This window comes from Acidovorax sp. Root267 (assembly GCF_001429215.1).
GTDB classification, from domain to species: Bacteria; Pseudomonadota; Gammaproteobacteria; order Burkholderiales; family Burkholderiaceae_C; genus Acidovorax; species Acidovorax radicis.
In genome coordinates this window covers 133,319-150,330 of the sequence record NZ_LMJC01000002.1, presented here as the reverse complement: position 1 = coordinate 150,330, position 17,012 = coordinate 133,319, and the positions used below count along the sequence as shown (strand labels likewise).

Genomic DNA, 17,012 nt, shown 5'->3' with positions numbered 1-17,012 from the left:
CCTCTCTCGCTGCGCGGGAGGGGGACGATGCCATCGCTGCGGGGCGGCCCTTGCTCGGCATCTCTGGCATGGCGCCGTGGCGGTCTCGTAGGCCCGAGGCAGTGCAGAGCGCGGTGGAGGACTGATATGGACACCCTTTGGTTCAACATCGTGCAGTGGCTCCACACGCTAGGGCTGCATGTCGACGCTGGCACCGCGCGCGACGTGGCTGCAGGCGCAGCGCGTGCCACGGCGCAACTCGACATGCCCAGCCTGCTGGCGCTCGCCGCCGCGCTGGGCTGGGCCAGCGGATTCCGTCTGTACGCAGTCGTCTTCATCGTCGGCGGCATGGGGGCCATGGGCTGGATGCCCTTGCCCCCCGGTCTGCACGTGCTGCAGAACCCGCTGGTGCTGCTGGTGGCGGGCGGCCTGATGCTGGTCGAGTTCTTTGCCGACAAGGTCCCGTGGATCGACAGTGCCTGGGACGCCGTGCACACCGTTATCCGCGTGCCCGGCGGGGCTCTGCTGGCCGCGGGCGTGTTCGGTGCCGACAACGCCACCATGGGCGTCGTGGCCGGTTTGCTGGGCGGGTCGCTGGCTGCCACGTCGATGGCCACCAAGATGACCACGCGCGCCGCGGCCAACACCTCGCCCGAGCCGTTCTCCAACTGGCTGCTGTCCTTTTTCGAAGACGGCCTGGTGGTGGCCGTGGTGTGGCTCGCCACGCAGCACCCGGTGGCATTCGGCATCGCGCTGGTGCTGATGGTGGCCGTGTCGGTGCTGCTGCTGGTGGTGCTGTTCAAGTTTCTGCGCGCCGTGGTGCGGCGCTTGTCTTCTTTCTTTTCTGGTTCTGCCAAGGTGGCCTAAATGTTCAAAAAAATCTTGATCGCCAATCGCGGAGAGATCGCCTGCCGTGTAGCGGCGACCGCTAAACGTCTGGGCGTGAAGACCGTCGCCGTGTACTCCGATGCCGACGCCAATGCCAAGCACGTGGCCGTGTGCGACGAGGCCGTGCACATCGGTGGCAGCGCGCCCAAGGACAGCTACCTGCGCTGGGAGCGCATCATCGAGGCTGCCCAGGCCACGGGTGCACAGGCCATCCACCCGGGCTACGGCTTCCTGTCCGAGAACGAAGACTTCGCCCATGCCTGCGCGGCAGCAGGCCTGGTCTTCATCGGCCCGCCACCCTCGGCCATCAAGGACATGGGCCTCAAGGCCGAGTCCAAACAGCTCATGGAAAAGGCCGGCGTGCCGCTGGTGCCCGGCTACCACGGCAGTGATCAGGACCCGGCCCTGCTGCAGCGCGAGGCCGACCGCATCGGGTACCCCGTGCTCATCAAGGCCAGCGCGGGTGGCGGCGGCAAGGGCATGCGCGCGGTGGACAAAAGCGAGGACTTCGCCGCCGCGCTCGCATCCTGCCAGCGCGAGGCCATCAACAGCTTTGGCGACGATGCGGTGCTGGTCGAAAAGTATGTGCAGCGCCCACGCCACATCGAGATCCAGGTGTTTGGCGACACGCACGGCAACTGCGTCTATCTGTTCGAGCGCGACTGCTCCGTGCAGCGCCGCCACCAGAAGGTGCTGGAAGAAGCTCCGGCCCCTGGCATGACGCCCGCGCTGCGCCAGCAGATGGGCGAAGCCGCGGTGGCCGCCGCCAAGGCGGTGAACTACGTGGGCGCCGGCACGGTGGAGTTCATCGTGGAGCAGCCGGGCGGCTACGAGCGGCCTGACCAGATGAAGTTCTACTTCATGGAAATGAACACCCGCCTGCAGGTGGAGCACCCGGTGACCGAGGCCATCACGGGGCTCGATCTGGTGGAGTGGCAACTGCGCGTGGCGTCGGGCGAGCCATTGCCGGTGAAGCAGCAAGACCTGCGCATCACAGGCCACGCCATCGAGGCGCGCATCTGCGCGGAGAACCCCGACAACAACTTCCTGCCCGCCACGGGCTCGCTCAACGTGTATGCGCTGCCCGACTGCGTGACTTTCGAAAGGGGTGCCGTGCGCGTGGACTCCGGCGTGCGCCAGGGCGATGCGATCAGCCCGTTCTACGACTCCATGGTGGCCAAGCTCATCGTGCACGGCGGCACGCGCGAGCAGGCGCTGGCGCGGCTGGACGAAGCCCTGGCGCAGACGCACATCGTCGGCCTGGCGACCAATGTGCAGTTCTTGCGCCGCGTGGCGCGCACCGGTGCATTTGCCAGTGCCCAGCTCGACACCGCGCTGATCCCGCGCGAGCAGGCGGTGCTGTTCCACCAGGAGCCGGTGGGCCTGCCCCTGGCCGCCGCGGCTGCCGTGGCGCAGACGGTGCTGCATGAGCGCGCCAGCGAAGGCGTGGACCCCTTCAGCCGCCGCGACGGCTTCCATTCCCATGCGCTCACGCGCCGCCGCTTCGAGTTCGAGTTTGGCAGCGAGCACGCCAAGGCCTGGCTCACCTACAAACGCGATGGCGCGCTGCACCTGGCAGTGGGCGAGGGCGATGCCGCTGTGGCAGGACCGCTGAAGTTCGCGGAACAAGCCGGCGGCATCGAGCTGCAGTTCGCCGGCCAGCGTACCCGCGCCGCGGTGTACGCGCAGGGCGAGGTGGACCACATCTTTACGCCCGTGGGCGCGACGCAGATCACCGCGATCGACCTGCTGGCGCATTCGGGCGAGTCGGCGGCCGAGGGCGGGCGGCTCACGGCCCCCATGCCCGGCAAGGTGGTGTCGTTCGCCGTGAAGGCGGGCGATGCCGTCACCAAGGGCCAGCCGCTGGCGGTGATGGAGGCCATGAAGATGGAGCACACGATTGCCGCACCGGCCGACGGCGTGGTGCAGGAGCTGCTGTACGCGCCCGGCGACCAGGTGACGGAAGGGGCGGAGCTGCTCAAGCTGGCGGTGGCGGCGTAAGCCGCTGGCGCGTCACCTCTGGGTCTTCCCCCGATAAAAACCCGTTCATCCAAAAAACCCGTTCACGCTGAGCTTGTCGAAGCGCCGCGCAAGGCTTCGACAAGCTCAGCCCGAACGGTATCGAAGGATGGAATCCATGAGAGGTGCGGGGTACCACACGGCTCCACCGCAACCCGTGTGCAACATCCGAGCGGCGCCAATGCAGTTACCCTTGACCGCATGAACATCACTCTTTGCTGTACCGACACCAAGATCGAGCCCTGGCTGCAGGGGCTTGCCGCTGCCTTGCCCCATGCCCACATCAGCGTGTGGCAGCGGGGGGCACCGCAGGCCGACTACGCCGTGGTCTGGGCGCCGCCCCAGCAGTTTCTGGATGAGCAGCCTGCCTTGCGGGGGCTGTTCAACATCGGCGCAGGGGTGGACGCGCTGCTCAAGCTGCGCATTCCCGCTGGTTGCCAGATCGTGCGCATCGACGACGGCGGCATGGCGGTGCAGATGGCCGAATACGTGTGCCACGCGGTGGTGCGCCACTTTCGCGAGCTGGACGCGTACGAGGGCGACATGCGCGCCGGCCGCTGGGGCTTTCGCCGGCCGCGGGTGCGCTCGGAGTTTCCGGTCGGCGTGATGGGCCTGGGCGTGCTGGGCGAGCGCGTGGCGCGGGCGCTGGCGCATTTCGACTTTCCGGTGAACGGCTGGAGCCGGTCTCCCAAGGCGGTGGACGGCGTGCGCGGCTTCAGCGGCGCAGAGGGCTTTCACGACTTCCTGGCCGCCAGCCGCGTGCTGGTCAACCTGCTGCCGCTCACGCCCGACACGCAGGACATCATCAACCGCGACACGCTGTCGCGCCTGCAGCCCGGGGGCTATGTGGTCAACGTGGCGCGCGGCGCGCACCTGGTCGAAGAAGACCTGCTGGCGATGATCGACAACGGCCACATCGCGGGCGCCACGCTGGACGTGTTCCGCACCGAGCCTTTGCCGGTCGGGCACCCGTTCTGGACCCACCCGCGGATCACCGCCACGCCCCACACTTCGGCCCGTACCATGCGGGAAGAGAGCATTGCGCAGATCACGCGCAAGATGGCGGCGATGGAGCGTGGCGAGGCGGTGGCAGGCATTGTGGACCCCGGACGGGGGTACTGACCCGCCGGTGCGCTGGCAGCATCAAGCCCCACAATTCGCCCCCACGGTCCGCCCCCACAATCGCAGGCATGCGCTCCACATCCTTTCGCCGGTTTTTCGGCCTTCTCGGCTGGCTGCTCCTGGTGCCCGGCGCCCTGATGGCCGTGGCTGCCAGCTGGCTCCTGGCCACGGGCTTGCACATCGTGGGCGACACGCACAGCGCCAAGGGCCGAGTGGTGGCCCACGAGAGTGCGGTGGCCGGCCCGGCCCACCGCCAGGCGCACGGCAAGAAGAGTGTGGTCGAGTTTGTGGCCAAAGACGGGCGCACGGTGCGCTTCACGGACTCGCTGGTGCGGCGCCTGCAGGCGGTGCACGATGTGGGCGACGCCGTCACCGTGCGCTACCCGGCCCACAACCCGTCGCTGGCCGAGATCAGCGGCTCCACCACGCTGAAGGTCTTCATGGGCGCCCTGGGGCTGCTGTTCGGCGCCGTGGGCATGGCAGCGGGCTGGCTGCTGCTGCGCCTGCGGCCGCGCGCTCCCGCGTAGGGATCGCCCGGCGGCGTCAGTCCATCTTCAATCCATCGTCACGCCCGCATCGCGCACCAGCTTGCCCAGGCGCTGCGCGTCGGACTTGATCAGCGCGCCGAAGTCCGCGGCCGTGCCTGCCACCACCGGCGTGCCGATGGCCTCCCATTTCACGCGGAAGGCGGGGTCTTTGAAAATTGCATGGACCGTGGCATTGAGCTTGTCCACCGTGGCCTGCGGCGTGCCGGCGCGCACCGCAATGCCGTGCCAGCCGGTGATCTGGTAACCGGAGACGCCCGCCTCGGCCATGGTGGGCACGTTGGGCAGTACCTTGGCGCGCTCGGGCGAGGTGACTGCCAGCGGGATGAGCTTGCCCGACTGGATGTGTGGCAGCGAGCTGCCCACGATGTCGAACATCACGTTCACCTGCCCGCCCAGCAGGTCGTTGAGCGCCGGGCCCGCGCCGCGGTAGGGGATGTGGCCCATCTTCACGTGGGCCATGGTGTTGAACAGCTCGCCCGCCAGGTGCTGCGGCGTGCCGTTTCCGGCCGATGCAAAGCTCAGCACCGGCTTGCCCGTCTTGGCCAGGGCGATCAGCTCCGCCAGCGTCTTCACGCCCAGCGAGGGGTGCACTTCCAGCACCAGCGGAAAGGCCGACAGCTGCACCACGGGCACCAGGTCGGTCAGCGGGTTGAAGGGCATGCTGGCGTACAGCGACGGGTTCACCGCCATCGGGCCGCTGGCGGCCAGCAGCAGGGTGTGGCCGTCGGCGGGCGCCTGCTTGGCCACCTCGGCGCTGCCGGAGTTGCCGCCCGCGCCGCCCTTGTTGTCCACCACCACGGTCACGCCCAGCCGGCTTTGCAGTTCGGGCTGCAGCATACGCGCCATCAGGTCGGTGGGGCCGCCGGGCGGGTAGGGCACCACGAAGCGGATGGTCTTGGTGGGGAAGGCGGCCGGGGCCGTCTGGGCCACGGCGTGGCCTGCCGTGCCCAGGGCCAGGGCCCAGGTGGCGGGCACGGCAAGCGCCAGGCGGATGGCCGTGCGGCGCGTGGCCCGGCGTGCCTGCGGGACGGGGGCGTGTGCGGTGGGGTGTTGTTGCATGGTGTCTCCTGCGGATGGATGAAGGCCCGTCTGGCGCGGGCTGATGGGTTTGATAGGTGCTGAGGAAGTGCAGAGCCGGGCGAGGGCTCAGCCCGCGCCGAAGCGCTGGCGGATGTCCTGCGCCGTGGCCAGCGGCCGGCCCAGCGCGGCCGCGGCCTCGACCGCCTGGCGCACCAGGGCCGCGTTGTCGGGCGCGGTGCTGCCGTCCTTGCGCAGCAGGTTGTTTTCGAACCCCACGCGGGCATGTCCACCAAAGAGGGCGGCGGCGGTGATGCAGGTGTTCTCGGCCGCGCCGAACGCGCACACAGCCCAGGGCTCGGGCCCGTCGTGTGCCGCCAAAAAGGGCAGCAGGTCGCGCGGGCTCGATGTCTGCCCCGCGCTGTAGCGGCCCAGCACGAACAGCAGAAACCACGGCGCATCCGGCACCACGCCGCTGGCGCGCAGCGCCTGCCAGCGGCGCAGGTCGGGCACGTCGTACAGGATGACCTGCACCATGCAGCGGCGCTGCACCAGGCCCGTGAAGAAGCGCTGCAGCCCGGCCTCGCCGATCTCGGGCTGGTCGATCTCGCGCAGGCCGATGGACACGGCCTCGGGCTGCAGCGCCTCGACCATCGCGATCTGCGCCGGGGCGCGGTACACGCCTGCGGCTTCGCTCGTGACCTGCACCACCATCGCATCGCCCACGGCGTGCTGCACCACGCGCTGGGCTTCGCGGTAGCCCTCCACGTCCAGGCTGTGGCGGCCCTGGGCGTCGCGGATGTGCATGTGGATCATGGCCGCGCCCGCCTCCAGGCAGGCCTTGGCGGTGGCGGCCAGGGTGGCCGGCGTGGTCGGCACGGCGGGGTGGTCGCTGGGCAGCTTGTAGGCGCCGTTGGGCGCCACGGTGACGATCAGCGGGTCAGGCCATTGGCCGGTGGCGTTCATGGCGTGGCTCCCGGCGTGGTGTGTGCGCAGGCGGGCTCGATGGCGGGCAGCTCGCTGGCCAGCAGAGCCAGGCCCTGGCGCAGCAGCGTGTCGTAGCGGGTGCGCTCTGCGCGTTTGCGGTCCTCGGGCCAGTCGAAGAAGCCCTTGCCGGTCTTCATGCCCAGCTCGCCGTTGGCCACGCGGTCGCGCAGCGCCTGGGCGGGCACGTCGGTGTTGGAAAGCGTGGGGTACATGGTGGCCGCGGCCGCGCAGTGCACCTCGATGCCCGCGTGGTCGCGCTGCAGCACCGGGCCCGCCGCCAGAAAGCGAAAGCCGAAGCCAAAGCGCACGGCGGCGTCCACGTCTTCGGGCGACGCGATGCCTTCGTCGATGAGTGCAAAGGCCTCGCGCGAAAGCGCATGCTGCATGCGGTTGGCCAAAAAGCCCGGCTTGTCCTTCTTCACCAGCACCGGCACGCTACCGCAGCGGCGCATGAAGCCGTGCAGCCACTGGCCCAGCGTGGGGTCGCTGCGCTCGCCCAGCACCACCTCCACCAGCGGCACCAGGTGCGCTGGCATGAAGAAGTGCAGGCCCAGCATGCGCTGCGCGGTGGGCAGGCCGTGCGCAATGGCGCTGATCGGAAAGCCCGAGCTGTTGCTGGCCAGCACCGCGCTGGCCGGGGCGATGGCCTCCAGCTCGGCAAACAGCTGCTGCTTGGCGGCGAGTTGTTCGGTGATGCATTCGACCACCAGCACCACGCCGTCCCAGGCCACGTCCTGCAGGCTGGCGCACACCTCCACGGGGCCCGCGCTCGCGGCCAGGCCGGCGGCGTCGAGCTCTGCGGCGATGTGCGGCAAGAGCAGGTCGCGCCGGGCGGTGTGCGGGTCCACCACCGTGACCCGGGCGCCGCCTCGGGCCAGGACCACGGCCACATCGGCGCCCATGGTGCCCCCGCCCACGACCACCGTGCGTGCATTGCGCGGCGAACTGATGTCCATGCTGATGTCTCCTTGTGTTGTCTTGCGGTGCAGTCTAGGCAGACCGCATTGCGCGGTCCAGACGTATTTTTCGATAGACTGATCGGCCATGAAGATCAATTGGTCGGCCCGCGAGGTCGATGTGTTCCTGGCGCTGGCCGACACGCTGAGCTTTCGGCGCACCGCGCTGCAGATGCACCTGTCGCAGTCGGCGGTGTCGGGCACGCTCGCGCGGCTCGAAGAAATGCTGGGCGCGCGCCTGTTCGACCGCACCACGCGCACGGTGCAGCTCACGCAGGCGGGCGAGGTGTTTGCCGAGCAGGCCCGCTTTCTGCGCCACCAGATGGACGAAACCGTGCGCCGCGTGCAGGCGGTGGCGCAGGTGCAGGTGGGGCGGCTGGCGCTGGCAGCGCTGCCGTCGCTGGCGGCGGGTGTGGTGCCCCGCGCGTTCTCGCGCTTTGCGGCGGGGCACCCGGGCGTGCACCTGGAGCTGTTCGACAGCCTGGCGGGCCCGGCGTTCGACATGGTGCGCGCCGGGCGCGTGGACTTCGCGCTCACCGCCGCCAACCCCGCGTATGCCGACCTCGACTACACCCCGCTGTCGTCCGACCGCTTCGTGCTGCTGCTGGCCCGCGCCCACCCCCTGGCGCGCGGCCGCGGTGCGCTGGCCTGGGCCGATGTGGCAGACCTGCCGCACATCTCCATGCCCGCTGGTACCAGCGTGCGGCAGTACGCCGACGAGGCGCTGCTCACGCACCGCATCCGCTTTGCGCCGCGCTACGAGGTGGAGCACCTGGCCACCATCGCGGCCATGGTCGCCGCGCAGCTGGGCGTGAGCGCGCTGCCCGAGCTGGCCGCGCAGGTGGTGCGCCGGCCCGAGGTGGTGACCCGGCCGCTCAAGCAGCCGTCGCTGCGCCGGCCCATCGGCCTGGTCACGCTGCGCGGGCGGCGCCTGTCGCTGGCGGCGGTGCAGATGGTGGCGCTGCTGCGCCAGGAGATGGACGAGGGGGCTGGTGCGTAGCCGCAGCGCCGGGGTGCCGCAATGGCACGAGCGGAGAGTGGTCTGGCAGGATATGAGGTGGTGCCGCGCCGCCGAAGCCCGGACAATGGGAGGCGCCTGCCCGGCCCCGGCCCAGGCCCGCCCCGTTCCACGTCCTCTTTTTCAGGTAGCCCCACCATGAGCATTCCATCCCGCGTCAAACTCATCGATGTCGGCCCGCGCGACGGGCTGCAGAACGAGAAATCGCCCGTGCCCGCCGAGGTCAAGATCGCGCTGGTGCACCGCCTGCAGGACGCGGGGCTTCAGGAGATCGAGGTGACGAGCTACGTGAGCCCCAAGTGGGTGCCGCAGATGGCCGACAACCACGAGGTGATGCAGGGCGTGAACCGCGTGGCCGGCGTGCGCTACTCGGTGCTCACGCCCAACCTCAAGGGCTATGAAGCCGCGGTGGCGGACCGGCCCGACGAGATCGTGGTCTTCGGCTCGGCCAGCGAGGCGTTCAGCCAGAAGAACATCAACTGCTCCATCGCCGAGAGCATCGAGCGCTTTGCGCCCGTGGTCGAGGCGGCGCTGGCGGCCGGTATCGGCGTGCGCGGCGCGATGAGCTGCACCGTGGGCTGCCCGTACGAGGGCGAGATCGCGCCCGAGCGGGTGGAGTACCTCGCCGGCCTGCTCCAGGGCATCGGCGTGCAGCGCGTGGACGTGGCCGACACCATCGGCGTGGGCACGCCGCGCAAGGTGCAGCGTGCGCTCGAAGCCACGCTGAAGCACTTCGGCATCGACGACGTGTCGGGGCACTTTCACGACACCTACGGCCAGGCGCTGTCCAACACGCTGGCCGCGCTGGAGCTGGGGGTGTGGAACTACCAGTCGTCCGTGGCGGGCCTGGGCGGCTGCCCGTATGCCAAGGGCGCCACCGGCAACGTGGCGACCGAAGACGTGGTCTACATGCTGCACGGCATGGGCATCGAGACGGGCATCGATCTTGATAAGCTCATCGATGCGGGGGCCTACATCAGTGGGTTCCTGAACCGTAAACCCAATTCCCGCGCGGCGAATGCGTTGCTGACGAAACGCGCGGGATAGCGCCATCGGCGCAGGAGATGACGACCGTGTGTGGAGCTGAACTGAAGAACCTTCCCGAAGGCGTGCAGCGTGTGGCTGCGGCGCTGCAAACGCTGAACCACCCCCACATGCCGCAGATGCTGGACGACGCCGCGCGCACCGCGCAGCAGGCGGCCGATGCACTGGGCATCCTGGTGGGGCAGGTGGCCAAGAGCATCATCTTTCGGCGCAAGAGCGACGACGTGGCCGTGCTGGTGGTCACCTCGGGCGACCGGCGCGTGGACGAGAAAAAGGTCGAGGCCCATGTGGGCGGCAAGATCGGCCGGGCCGATGCTGACTTCGTGAAATCGCGCACCGGCTTTTCCATCGGCGGCGTCTCGCCCGTGGCGCACGCCACGCCGCCCGTCACGCTGATCGACCAGGACCTGCTGCGCTTCGACGTGGTGTGGGCGGCGGCCGGGCATCCGCACAGCGTGTTCCCGCTGCACCCCAGCGATCTTCAGCGGCTGACGGGTGCGCCCGTGGTGGATGTGGTGCAGGTGGTGGCACCTGGGTCCGTAGCATGAGTGCTATTAATTTGCTAGCTGCTCGCGCTCTACAAATAAGCGCTGAAGGTCATTTTGATGCCGAAAACATCGAGGCCGTGCCTTCGCCTTGCATCTCGGTATGCCGCATGTCGCCCGACCGCAGCCACTGCGAGGGCTGCTTTCGCACGCTCGACGAGATCCGCATCTGGTCACGCGCCGATGCCAGTTTGCGCCGCGGCATCTGGGCGCAGCTGCTGGATCGCGCGGGCATCGAAGTGACCCCCCAGGAGATCCGGCCATGAAGCACATCACCTTCTACCTTGACTTCGTTTCACCCTACGCCTGGCTCGCCTTCGAGCGGCTGCCTGAAGCGCTGGAGGGGTTGAGCTACAGCGTGGCCTACCAGCCCGTGCTCCTGGGCGCTTTGCTGCAGCAGCATGCCAACCCTGGTCCGGCGGGCATCGCACCCAAGCGTGCGTGGACCTACCGCCACGTGACCTGGCTAGGCCATGCGCAAGGCACGCCGCTGCAGATGCCAGCACGCCACCCGTTCAACCCGCTGCCGCTGCTGCGCCAGGCCCTGGCCTGCAGCGATGATGGTTTCATCAACCGCTTTGTGGCCGGTACGCTGCTGCGCCATGTGTGGCAGGGCGGGCAGGATGCGCTGGATGCCGAGCGTCTGGGGGCTCTGGCGACAGCGCTGTCGGAACAGGTCCGGCCGGGCCAGGACGCGAACAGCGAAGGGCCCAAGGCGCTGCTGCGTGCCAACACCGAAGCTGCACAGGCGGCGGGCGTGTTCGGCGTGCCTGCGTTCGCGGTGGATGACAAGCTGTTCTGGGGCTTGGACGGGTTGCCGATGCTGCGCGCCTACCTGGATGGAGACGCGTGGTTCGAGGGGCCGGACTGGGAGGCGGTTCGTCAGCTTCCATCGGGGCTTTCCGCCAAAAACTGAGCGGTTCTCGCATCCTGAAAGCGGGCGCAAGGGTTTCACCCTAAGTTGTCAGAGAGCGGTCAGTTTGGTGCAAGGTCTTGTTGGTTTCGCGTCAGAGCGTGGTCAGTGCCATCTCCAAGAATGCGTACAGCCCGCCGCAGTGCGGTCTGCACAACCAACAGGAGACTAGACACCATGGCAACCGTTCATCCCGCACCGCGGCCGATGTCGCCCGAAGAGAGGAAAGTTATCTTCGCTTCGTCGCTCGGCACCGTTTTCGAGTGGTACGACTTTTACCTGTACGGCTCGCTTGCAGCCATCATCGCCAAGCAGTTCTTCAGCGGTCTGGATGCCGGCTCGGCCTTCATCTTCGCGCTGCTGGCGTTTGCAGCGGGCTTCATTGTTCGCCCCTTCGGTGCCATCTTCTTCGGCCGCCTGGGCGACATGATCGGCCGCAAGTACACCTTCCTGGTCACCATCCTGATCATGGGTTTGTCCACGTTCATCGTGGGGATCTTGCCGACCTATGCGTCCATCGGCGTGGCGGCTCCCGTCATCCTGATCATCCTGCGCCTGCTGCAAGGCCTGGCGCTGGGTGGTGAGTACGGCGGCGCAGCTACCTATGTGGCCGAGCATGCCCCGCACGGCAAGCGCGGCGCCTACACCGCCTGGATCCAGACCACGGCCACTCTGGGCCTGTTCCTGTCGCTGATGGTGATTTTGGGTACCCGGACCGCTCTGGGCGAAGAAGCCTTCGGCGACTGGGGCTGGCGCATTCCATTCATCGTGTCGATCCTGCTGCTGGCCATCTCGGTCTGGATCCGCCTGTCGATGAACGAATCGCCTGCGTTCCAGAAGATGAAGGCTGAGGGCAAGACCTCCAAGGCCCCGCTGACCGAGTCCTTCGGCCAGTGGAAGAACCTGAAGATCGTGATCCTGGCACTCGTGGGCTTGACCGCTGGCCAGGCCGTGGTGTGGTACTCGGGCCAGTTCTATGCCCTGTTCTTCCTGACGCAAGCGCTGAAGGTCGATGGCGCCACCGCCAACATCTTTGTGGCTGTGTCGCTGCTGATCGGCACGCCGTTCTTCATCGTGTTCGGTTCGCTGTCGGACAAGATTGGCCGCAAGCCCATCATCCTGGCAGGTTGCCTGCTGGCCGCGCTGACGTACTTCCCCGTGTTCGGCGCGCTGACCAAGGCGGCCAACCCCGCCCTGGCCGAAGCACAGGCCAAGAACCAGGTGATCGTGACGGCAGACCCCAAGGAATGCTCGTTCCAGTTCAACCCCACCGGCACCTCCAAGTTCACCAGCTCGTGCGACATCGCCAAGCAGGTTCTGGCTGGGGCTTCGGTGAGCTATGAGAACGCCACGTCCGCCGCCGGCACGCCCGCCTCGATCAAGATCGGTGAGACGGTCATCTCCTCGTACACCAGCAAGGGTCTGCCTGCTGATGAAGCCAAGAAGAAGGACGGCGAGTTCAAGAAGGCAGTGGCCGATGCGCTGAAGGCTGCGGGCTACCCCACCAAGGCAGACCCCGCCCGCATCGACAAGGTCATGGTCACCGTGATCCTGACCTACCTGGTGCTGCTGGTGACCATGGTGTACGGCCCCATTGCTGCCATGCTGGTGGAAATGTTCCCGACCCGCATCCGCTACACGTCGATGTCCCTGCCGTACCACATCGGTAACGGCTGGTTCGGCGGCCTGCTGCCCACCACGGCATTCGCCATCGTGGCCCAGACCGGCAACATGTACAACGGCCTGTGGTACCCCATCATCATTGCGGGTGCAACCGTGGTGATCGGTGGCCTGTTCATCAAGGAAACCAAGGACGTTGACATCTACGCCAACGACTGATCGGTTCTGACCGGTGTGCAGGGCCCGCCCCGCAAGGGACGGGCCCTGTGTTCCATCAAGGGGCTTGTGCTGCCCAGTACAACCCAAGAACAGGTTCTAGAGCGCCGCGCTCCAGGCCCCTTGATTGAACAAACCCATCCAAGGAGATATTGATATGTGGAAGATTGTTGTTGGCTTCGTCCTGTTTGCAGCGTTGTCGATGTATGTGATCATCAAGGCGGGCGACAAGGCCGACATGGGCGGTGAAAAACACGGTGCGGATGCCGTGCATGCCCCTGAGTCTGCTGCCAGTGCACCCGCCGCCATGCCCGCGTCGGCACCGGCATCCGCAGCCAGCGCGCAGTGATACCTCGATAGGACGGCGGGTGTGATGCCCCGCCGTCCACTCACAACAAAAGGCCCGGCGCCATTGGCGTCGGGCCTTTTGCTTATGGTGAGAATGCTAGGGTGTGAACTCAGCGCTGGAAGTGGCCGTTTTCCCCGATGATCGCCAGCTCGGTGAAACCAAGACCGCTGTGGTCGGTGGGGCTGTAGCTCAGTTCCAGGCCGCCCAAGTCCCAGTTGTGAATGCTCTCCAGACCTGCATGCAATTTGGCTCGGTTTGGTTTGGGGCCAGCACGTTTGAGGCCTTCCACCAGTACCTTGGCGCTCACGAAGCCTTCCACCATGGCAGGGGTCAGCGCGCTCAGGCGCTTGGCGCGCACGAGGTCCATGGCCTCCTTGATCACTGCGTAGTTCAGCCACCGTTCCGACGGGAATACCTGCGTGACAACCACCCCCCGGGCCTGCTCGCCCAACGCCTTGATGAAGCCTTCCGATGCATTGTTGGACAGCGTGACGATCTGGCCCTTGAAGCTGGCGGCGCGCAGGGCCTTGATGCCGTCCACCACGGCCGCGCCCGTGCCGATGAAGATCACCGCCTGGGGCTGCTTTTGCGCCACACGCGGTGCAATGGCGCTGTAGTCGGGCTTGGCGCGGTCAAACTTCTCGATGAACAGGGCTTCCAGCTGGTTGGCCTTGAAGCCCTGTTGCGCACCTGCCAGTCCGTCAGCGCCAAAGGTGTCGTCCACATGTACGACGCCAATGCGCTTGATGCCCAGGGTGTGGAGGTGGGTGATGGCCTTTTCCACCTCGCGCTGGTAAGGCGCCCGCACATTGAAGACATATTTGTGCACAGGCTGGTGGAGAACCGTGGCCCCGGTAGAGGGACCCACCAGTGGCACGCCGCGCTGCTCCAGCATTGGCATGATGCCTTGGGTGTGGGGCGTGCCACGCGTCATGAACATGCCGATCACGCCTTTGTCCTCAATGAGGGTGCGCGTGTTTTCCAGGGTCAGCTTGGGGTCGAACTTGTCGTCCAGGGACACTATTTCTACCTTCTGACCCGCCACGCCGCCTTTGGCATTGATGTGATCAAGGTAGAGCGCTACTCCCTGCATCGATTCAGCCACCGTGGCCGCTGCCGAGCCCGTGAGACCCACTGACTGCCCAATAAGAATCTGTGCCTGCCCCGTGCTACATAGAACGGCCACGCCGATTGCCGCCAGCGTGCGAACAAAAATTTTCATGCTCTTGCTTCATTTTGTGAAATGCGCAAGTCTATGTATGGGGCAAGGCGGGGCATCTGTATAAATGCGTACCCATTTTCTTGAGTTACCGCCGCGGGGGCCCTTCAGCGCTGAAAGCGGCCGTCCCTTCCGATGATGGAAAGGTCGGCGAATTCCAGACCGCTGTGGTCGGTGGGGCTGTAGCTCAGTTCCACTCCGCCCAGGTCCCACTTTTTGATGCTTTCCAGGCCTGCATGCAGCCTGGCGCGGTCTGGCTTGGGGCCGGCGCGCTTGATGCCCTCCACCAGCACCTTGGCGCTGACGAAGCCTTCCACCATGGCGGGTGTGAGATCAGAAATGTTCTTGGCGCGGGCCAGCTCCATGGCCTCCTTGACCACCGGGTAGTTCACCGACCGCTCGGACGGGAATACCTGGGTGACCACGACCCCCCGGGCCTGGTCGCCCAGCAGTTTCACGAAACCACCCGAGGCATTGTTGGACAGCGTCACGATCTGCCCTGACACTCCCGCCGCACGCAGCGCCTTGATGCCGTCCACCACAGCCGCACCGGTGCCAATGAAGACCACGGCCTGCGGCTGCTTTTGGGCCACACGGGGTGCAATGGCGCTGTAGTCGGGTTTGGCGCGGTCAAACTTCTCGATAAAGAGGGCTTCCAGCTGGTTGGCCTTGAAGCCCAGTTGCGCCCCTGCCAGCCCGTCAGCGCCAAACGTGTCGTCCACATGCACGACGCCGATGCGCTTGATGCCCAGGGTGTTGAGGTGGGTGATGGCCTTTTCCACCTCGCGCTGGTAGGGCGCCCGCACGTTGAAGACGTATTTGTGCACAGGCTGATGCAGAACCATGGCTCCGGTGGAGGGGCCCACCAGCGGCACGCCGTGCTGCTCCAGCAGCGGCATGATGCCCTGGGTGTGGGGGGTGCCGCGCGTCATGAACAGCCCGATCACCCCTTTTTCCTCAATGAGGGTGCGGGTGTTTTGCAGGGTCAGCTTGGGGTCGAATTTGTCGTCCAGCGACACGATCTCCACCTTCTGGCCGCCGACGCCGCCCCGGGCATTGATGTGGTCGATGTACAGCGCCGCGCCCTGCATCGATTCGGCCACCGTGGCCGCGGCCGAGCCCGTGATGCCCACCGTCTGGCCGATAAGGATCTGGCCCTGGGCTCCGCCCACCATTGCGAAGAGTGCGGCGAGGGTGGCGCCTTTGCGAAGCCATTGTGTGAGTCTCATGTTTGTCCCCAGGAAGCCTGATTGTTGGACGCGTCAATATAGATACAAATTGTGACGAAGAAACTGTAGAAACACGTAGGCCCGGACAAAACCAGGCCAGCGAAACCCGTCGGCGTCGGGTGGATGGCTCTTAGCGGCGGAACCTGCCGTCCGTGCCGATGATGGACAGGTCGGCAAAGTCCAGGCCTGTGTGGTCTTCCGGGGTGTACGAAATCTCCAGGCCACCCAGGTCGAACTTGCGCAGGCTTTCGAGCGCTGTGTGGATCTTTTCGCGGCTGGGTTTGGGGCCGGCGCGCTTGAGGCCTTCGACCAGCACCTTGGCCGCCGCATAACCCTCCAGCATGGCGGGACTGATTTCGTTCAGGCCCTTCGCCCGGGCCAGCTCCTGGGCTTCCTTGACCATGGCATAGGTCACCGCGCGTTCATTGGGATACACCTGGGTCACGATCACGCCGCGCGCGTTGTTGCCCAGGCTCTTGATGAAGCCGCCCGATGCGTTGTTGGACAGCGTCACGATCTGCGCGGCCGAGCCCGCCGTGCGCAGCGCACTGCTGGCATCGACCACCGCAGAGCCTGAGGCAATGATCAATACGGCCTGCGCGTCAGCCTTCGACACCTTGGCGGCAATGGGGGTGAAATCAGGCTTGGCCCGGTCGAACTTCTCCGACACCACGGGCGTCAGTTTGGCGGCGGTGAGCCCCTTTTGCGCACCGATCACGCCATCGGCGCCAAAGCTGTCATCGGCAAAGACGAGTGCAATGCGGGTAATACCCATGGAGGCCAGATGCGTCATGGCCTTTTCTGCCTCGCGCTGGTAGGTGGCGCGCACGTTGAAAATGTACTTGCGCACCGGCTGGTGCAGCACCATGGCCCCCGTGGAGGGCCCGACCAGCGCCACGCCGTGCTTCTCCAGCATGGGGATGATGGCCTCGGTGTGGGGCGTGCCGCGAGTGAGGAACAGCGCCGACACATTGTTTTCCTCGATCAGCTTGCGCGCGTTTTCTGCGGCCAGCTTGGGGTCAAACTTGTCGTCCAGCGAAGTCAGCTCGATCTTCTGGCCGTTGACGCCGCCCTTGGCGTTGACGGCATCGATGTACAGCAGGGCGCCATCGGTGGTTTCTTTGACGCCAGCCGCCACTTGCCCGGAGAAACCTGCGGTTTGTCCGATCAGGATCTGGGCATGGCCCGTGCCGCACAGCGCGGCGGCCAGGGCTGCCGTGGCTCCCCATTGTGTCCATCTGTACATGGTCGTCTCCTTGCAATTGTCTGGCCACTCTAGACAAATGCACTCTGTTTGCGAACCGGCATAACCCGATGTTGTGACAGGACTTGTCAGTAGATGC

17 protein-coding genes are annotated in these 17,012 nt (G+C 66.6%); 11 read left to right on the top strand and 6 right to left on the bottom strand.

What is annotated here, in order from left to right; genetic code table 11:
- Window positions 1-126 precede the first annotated feature (126 nt).
- The 4 genes from ASE39_RS04985 (at window position 127) to ASE39_RS04970 (ending at window position 4,535) form a co-directional block, all read left to right on the top strand.
- Window positions 127-846, top strand: coding sequence for a DUF4126 domain-containing protein (locus ASE39_RS04985; protein ID WP_010466736.1), 720 nt, complete (start codon window positions 127-129; stop codon window positions 844-846).
- Window positions 847-2,868: an acetyl/propionyl/methylcrotonyl-CoA carboxylase subunit alpha gene (locus ASE39_RS04980; protein ID WP_057270420.1), complete on the top strand. Its 2,022-nt coding sequence runs from the start codon at window positions 847-849 to the stop codon at window positions 2,866-2,868.
- A gap of 219 nt (window positions 2,869-3,087) precedes the next feature.
- Window positions 3,088-4,008, top strand: a complete 921-nt coding sequence (locus ASE39_RS04975; protein ID WP_057270419.1) for a glyoxylate/hydroxypyruvate reductase A — start codon at window positions 3,088-3,090, stop codon at window positions 4,006-4,008.
- Between the two features lie 68 nt (window positions 4,009-4,076).
- On the top strand, window positions 4,077-4,535 hold the full coding sequence (locus ASE39_RS04970; RefSeq protein WP_057270418.1) for a DUF3592 domain-containing protein: 459 nt from the start codon (window positions 4,077-4,079) through the stop codon (window positions 4,533-4,535).
- A 27-nt stretch (window positions 4,536-4,562) separates the two neighbouring features.
- Here the strand turns inward: ASE39_RS04970 and ASE39_RS04965 are convergent, their stop codons facing one another.
- The 3 genes from ASE39_RS04965 to ASE39_RS04955 all read right to left on the bottom strand — a co-directional run bounded on the left by ASE39_RS04965 (window position 4,563) and on the right by ASE39_RS04955 (window position 7,516).
- Complete coding sequence (locus ASE39_RS04965; protein ID WP_057270417.1) at window positions 4,563-5,615, bottom strand: tripartite tricarboxylate transporter substrate binding protein; 1,053 nt, start codon at window positions 5,613-5,615, stop codon at window positions 4,563-4,565.
- A gap of 87 nt (window positions 5,616-5,702) precedes the next feature.
- Window positions 5,703-6,539 (bottom strand): 3-keto-5-aminohexanoate cleavage protein, encoded by an 837-nt coding sequence (locus ASE39_RS04960; protein WP_057270416.1) that lies wholly within the window; start codon window positions 6,537-6,539, stop codon window positions 5,703-5,705.
- Window positions 6,536-7,516 (bottom strand): 3-hydroxyacyl-CoA dehydrogenase NAD-binding domain-containing protein, encoded by a 981-nt coding sequence (locus ASE39_RS04955; protein WP_057270415.1) that lies wholly within the window; start codon window positions 7,514-7,516, stop codon window positions 6,536-6,538. Before ASE39_RS04955 ends, ASE39_RS04960 begins: the two co-directional genes overlap by 4 nt.
- 88 nt (window positions 7,517-7,604) lie before the next feature.
- Between ASE39_RS04955 and ASE39_RS04950 the strand changes: the two genes are divergently transcribed.
- The 7 genes from ASE39_RS04950 (at window position 7,605) to ASE39_RS04920 (ending at window position 13,221) form a co-directional block, all read left to right on the top strand.
- Window positions 7,605-8,516, top strand: coding sequence for a LysR family transcriptional regulator (locus ASE39_RS04950; RefSeq protein ID WP_057270414.1), 912 nt, complete (start codon window positions 7,605-7,607; stop codon window positions 8,514-8,516).
- Window positions 8,517-8,672: 156 nt separating this feature from the next.
- Window positions 8,673-9,581 carry a hydroxymethylglutaryl-CoA lyase gene (locus ASE39_RS04945; RefSeq protein ID WP_057270413.1) on the top strand — a complete coding sequence of 303 codons (909 nt, stop codon included), beginning with the start codon at window positions 8,673-8,675 and terminating at the stop codon, window positions 9,579-9,581.
- A 26-nt stretch (window positions 9,582-9,607) separates the two neighbouring features.
- On the top strand, window positions 9,608-10,126 hold the full coding sequence (locus tag ASE39_RS04940; protein WP_057270444.1) for a YbaK/EbsC family protein: 519 nt from the start codon (window positions 9,608-9,610) through the stop codon (window positions 10,124-10,126).
- On the top strand, window positions 10,123-10,389 hold the full coding sequence (locus tag ASE39_RS04935; protein ID WP_057270412.1) for a DUF1289 domain-containing protein: 267 nt from the start codon (window positions 10,123-10,125) through the stop codon (window positions 10,387-10,389). The genes ASE39_RS04940 and ASE39_RS04935 overlap by 4 nt, the downstream gene beginning before the upstream one ends.
- Window positions 10,386-11,039, top strand: a complete 654-nt coding sequence (locus ASE39_RS04930; RefSeq protein ID WP_057270411.1) for a 2-hydroxychromene-2-carboxylate isomerase — start codon at window positions 10,386-10,388, stop codon at window positions 11,037-11,039. Before ASE39_RS04935 ends, ASE39_RS04930 begins: the two co-directional genes overlap by 4 nt.
- Window positions 11,040-11,213: 174 nt before the next feature.
- Window positions 11,214-12,875 carry an MFS transporter gene (locus tag ASE39_RS04925; protein ID WP_029414364.1) on the top strand — a complete coding sequence of 554 codons (1,662 nt, stop codon included), beginning with the start codon at window positions 11,214-11,216 and terminating at the stop codon, window positions 12,873-12,875.
- Window positions 12,876-13,029: 154 nt separating this feature from the next.
- Window positions 13,030-13,221, top strand: coding sequence for a hypothetical protein (locus ASE39_RS04920; RefSeq protein ID WP_057270410.1), 192 nt, complete (start codon window positions 13,030-13,032; stop codon window positions 13,219-13,221).
- A 109-nt stretch (window positions 13,222-13,330) separates the two neighbouring features.
- On the opposite strand, the gene ASE39_RS04915 is transcribed toward ASE39_RS04920, so the two are convergent.
- From ASE39_RS04915 to ASE39_RS04905, 3 genes are all read right to left on the bottom strand, one after another.
- Entirely contained in the window at window positions 13,331-14,443 is a 1,113-nt protein-coding gene (locus ASE39_RS04915) for an ABC transporter substrate-binding protein (RefSeq protein ID WP_057270409.1), read from the bottom strand.
- Between the two features lie 104 nt (window positions 14,444-14,547).
- The gene (locus ASE39_RS04910) at window positions 14,548-15,615 is read right to left on the bottom strand and encodes an ABC transporter substrate-binding protein (RefSeq protein ID WP_242421366.1); all 1,068 of its coding nucleotides are present in this window, start codon (window positions 15,613-15,615) and stop codon (window positions 14,548-14,550) included.
- A 184-nt stretch (window positions 15,616-15,799) separates the two neighbouring features.
- Complete coding sequence (locus ASE39_RS04905) at window positions 15,800-16,915, bottom strand: ABC transporter substrate-binding protein (protein WP_010466706.1); 1,116 nt, start codon at window positions 16,913-16,915, stop codon at window positions 15,800-15,802.
- Window positions 16,916-17,012 lie beyond the last annotated feature (97 nt).

What these genes read in the sequence shown, in the direction of transcription:
- ASE39_RS04985 (WP_010466736.1), top strand. Translation starts at nt 127, where the DNA reads ATGGACACCCTTTGGTTCAACATCGTGCAGTGGCTCCACACGCTAGGG.
- ASE39_RS04980 (WP_057270420.1), top strand. Translation starts at nt 847, where the DNA reads ATGTTCAAAAAAATCTTGATCGCCAATCGCGGAGAGATCGCCTGCCGT.
- ASE39_RS04975 (WP_057270419.1), top strand. Translation starts at nt 3,088, where the DNA reads ATGAACATCACTCTTTGCTGTACCGACACCAAGATCGAGCCCTGGCTG.
- ASE39_RS04970 (WP_057270418.1), top strand. Translation starts at nt 4,077, where the DNA reads ATGCGCTCCACATCCTTTCGCCGGTTTTTCGGCCTTCTCGGCTGGCTG.
- ASE39_RS04965 (WP_057270417.1), bottom strand. Translation starts at nt 5,615, where the DNA reads ATGCAACAACACCCCACCGCACACGCCCCCGTCCCGCAGGCACGCCGG.
- ASE39_RS04960 (WP_057270416.1), bottom strand. Translation starts at nt 6,539, where the DNA reads ATGAACGCCACCGGCCAATGGCCTGACCCGCTGATCGTCACCGTGGCG.
- ASE39_RS04955 (WP_057270415.1), bottom strand. Translation starts at nt 7,516, where the DNA reads ATGGACATCAGTTCGCCGCGCAATGCACGCACGGTGGTCGTGGGCGGG.
- ASE39_RS04950 (WP_057270414.1), top strand. Translation starts at nt 7,605, where the DNA reads ATGAAGATCAATTGGTCGGCCCGCGAGGTCGATGTGTTCCTGGCGCTG.
- ASE39_RS04945 (WP_057270413.1), top strand. Translation starts at nt 8,673, where the DNA reads ATGAGCATTCCATCCCGCGTCAAACTCATCGATGTCGGCCCGCGCGAC.
- ASE39_RS04935 (WP_057270412.1), top strand. Translation starts at nt 10,123, where the DNA reads ATGAGTGCTATTAATTTGCTAGCTGCTCGCGCTCTACAAATAAGCGCT.
- ASE39_RS04930 (WP_057270411.1), top strand. Translation starts at nt 10,386, where the DNA reads ATGAAGCACATCACCTTCTACCTTGACTTCGTTTCACCCTACGCCTGG.
- ASE39_RS04925 (WP_029414364.1), top strand. Translation starts at nt 11,214, where the DNA reads ATGGCAACCGTTCATCCCGCACCGCGGCCGATGTCGCCCGAAGAGAGG.
- ASE39_RS04920 (WP_057270410.1), top strand. Translation starts at nt 13,030, where the DNA reads ATGTGGAAGATTGTTGTTGGCTTCGTCCTGTTTGCAGCGTTGTCGATG.
- ASE39_RS04915 (WP_057270409.1), bottom strand. Translation starts at nt 14,443, where the DNA reads ATGAAAATTTTTGTTCGCACGCTGGCGGCAATCGGCGTGGCCGTTCTA.
- ASE39_RS04910 (WP_242421366.1), bottom strand. Translation starts at nt 15,615, where the DNA reads ATGGTGGGCGGAGCCCAGGGCCAGATCCTTATCGGCCAGACGGTGGGC.
- ASE39_RS04905 (WP_010466706.1), bottom strand. Translation starts at nt 16,915, where the DNA reads ATGTACAGATGGACACAATGGGGAGCCACGGCAGCCCTGGCCGCCGCG.